The organism is Peribacillus sp. (genome assembly GCF_059453735.1).
Genome location: NZ_JAZVJO010000078.1, coordinates 1 through 2,290, shown reverse-complemented (window position 1 = coordinate 2,290; position 2,290 = coordinate 1). Strand labels below are relative to the sequence as shown.

The following is a 2,290-nucleotide window of genomic DNA, read 5'->3' as shown; positions in this document are numbered from 1 at the left end:
CATGTACAAGAAACCAAGGATGAAAAATCTATCGTAGAAACCGCACAAGAAAAAGATAAACAACTTACTTCAAAATACATAAATAAAGAACTTGCCTATAAGCAAGCTCTTGACAACAACCTCGACCCCGCTGTATTGGAGCATCGTTATAATAAGTATTTCAAGGAGTTAAAAATAAACCGTTCTATGGACTTTGGACCCGTAAGGTATGGTTCTGTCAGTATCTCAACGGAACTTTGTGATAATGTCACTATACATGGTTCAATGCAAGATGACACAATGTTGTTTACCAGCCTTAGATTAATTGGTTTTGATTTACATACCGATAAAGAGGTAAACGAGTTTAAGGAAATTACCCTAGCTTTTTTAACATCCATTGCAAACCAAGACATAAAAGACATTCTCTACAAATCGATGAATGTTAACGAAATCATAAAAAATGGCGGCGAAATTGAATTCATTATTAAAGATATTAAATATCGTTTAAGTCAAGATAAATATGAAGATGGTTTGCTCATCCAATTAGAAGTTTCATCTAAAAATCCCTAAAAGAATTTGGCTGGCAAAGTGTATGCAACTTTATCAAAAAGAAAGAACTCCTCATCAGGAGTTCGTTCTTTCAGACTGTAGACACACTCGGGTGAGTCTTTAAAATCGAGATGTTAATTTTCATTCCAGGCGTTTCGCTTTCCGCGGGCAGGCGGTGAGCCGCATCAATGCTAACGCTCCTGCGGGGTCTCACCTGTCCCGTTATTCCCGCAGGAGTCTACACGCCAACTCTCCCATCAATTGACTTTCTAAACTTAAGGCTCTGTTAAAGGTTAATGTTAATATAAAAGAAAAAAACGGAACTTCTATAAAAAACCGAAGATCCGTTGATTTGATTGTCTTATAGAACTAACGCCCACGTTAGTTGAATAACATATTATTAAACGGCATAAATGATGCACGAGTCAATTCCTCGCTTTCAATAACAATAGCAGTTAATCCAACATCCGTTTTAGTTTCGTGCCACTCATCTTTTGCCCAAAAAAGTGCGGCTCTAGCCTCAACTTTAAAATATTCTTCTTTTTCATTTACGGACATATCACTCCCCGTTCACGATTAAAAGAAGTTGAGGGACGACTGCTTGATAAAAACCTACTACTCCATTTCTATCTAATTGCATACAGCCAATGTTAGTTACCTTATTTGATTGAACGATACGAGACATAATAAAATGCGAATTGAATTTTGAAATCTTTTTACCGCTGTCTTTGTTAAATGTATAAAATTCCATTACGTCCTCTTCGAAATGGGATGTATATTTATAATTCTATCTTGTTGTTCAACTAACCTGCCCTTAGCTGCATAAAAAAGAGCTAATCATCGCTCTTGAATGAAACGGCTTTTATCACCTTGCTTTGATTAAATTTAATCAATGAAATGAACAATTGGAGGCGGTTTTTATGAAGGCAATAGTTTGTGATAAATATGGTTCACCTGATGTACTTGAATTAAAAGAGGTAAAAAAACCTTTCCCTACCGAGAATCAAGTATTAGTTAAGGTTCATTCAGCATCTTTAAACTTTGGCAACTTAGTTCTTTTGAAAGGTAAGCCCTTCTTAGCCCGTTTTGCCTTTGGACTAACAAAACCAAAATACTCAATTCCAGGAGGCGACATAGCTGGTACAATTGAAGCTGTTGGGGAAAAAGTTAAGCTATTTAAAGTAGGTGACCATGTATTTGGTGACCTCTCTGGATGTGGCTGGGGCGGTTTTGCTCAATATGTAACAGTCCCCGAAAATGCTTTAGCCTTAAAGCCAGTCAATATCTCCTTTGAGGAAGCTGCTGCAACTCCTATGGCAGGTGTGACTGCCTTACAAGGACTGCGTGATAAAGGGAAAATTAAAAAGGGGGATAAAGTATTAATCTATGGGGCATCTGGAGGCGTTGGTACCTTTGCGGTGCAAATTGCTAAATCATTCGGAGCTGAAGTTACAGGTGTATGCAGTACACGAAACGTAGAAATATTACGTTCAATAGGAGCTGACCATATCATTGATTATACAAAAGAGGATTTCAATCAACATCAAGAACGTTATGATTTAGTTCTCGGCGTGAATGGTTCTAATTCCATTTCAGCTTATAAACGCGTACTAAAACAAAATGGGCAATTTGTACACGTAGGAGGTTCCGAGTCTCAACTATATCAAACATTATTTCTTGGACCCTTCATTTCAATGACTGGAAGCAAGAAAATAAGTAGCCTATTACAAAGAGCAAATCAAAAAGACTTAAATGATCTAAA

At 37.0% G+C, this 2,290-nt stretch carries 4 protein-coding genes; 2 read left to right on the top strand and 2 right to left on the bottom strand.

The window, feature by feature from the left end; all coding sequences use genetic code 11:
- The coding region (locus AC52RT_RS02590; protein ID WP_495539301.1) for a hypothetical protein at positions 1-549 on the top strand (549 nt) is incomplete at its 5' end.
- Positions 550-909: 360 nt separating this feature from the next.
- Here AC52RT_RS02590 and AC52RT_RS02585 read toward each other — a convergent pair.
- Complete coding sequence (locus AC52RT_RS02585) at positions 910-1,086, bottom strand: hypothetical protein (protein WP_495539300.1); 177 nt, start codon at positions 1,084-1,086, stop codon at positions 910-912.
- A 1-nt stretch (position 1,087) separates the two neighbouring features.
- Positions 1,088-1,279: a hypothetical protein gene (locus AC52RT_RS02580; RefSeq protein WP_495539299.1), complete on the bottom strand. Its 192-nt coding sequence runs from the start codon at positions 1,277-1,279 to the stop codon at positions 1,088-1,090.
- 169 nt (positions 1,280-1,448) lie between these two features.
- On the opposite strand from AC52RT_RS02580, the gene AC52RT_RS02575 reads away from it, so the two are divergent.
- Positions 1,449-2,290, top strand: an 842-nt coding sequence (locus AC52RT_RS02575; RefSeq protein WP_495539298.1) for an NAD(P)-dependent alcohol dehydrogenase, incomplete at its 3' end; no start/stop codon positions are given.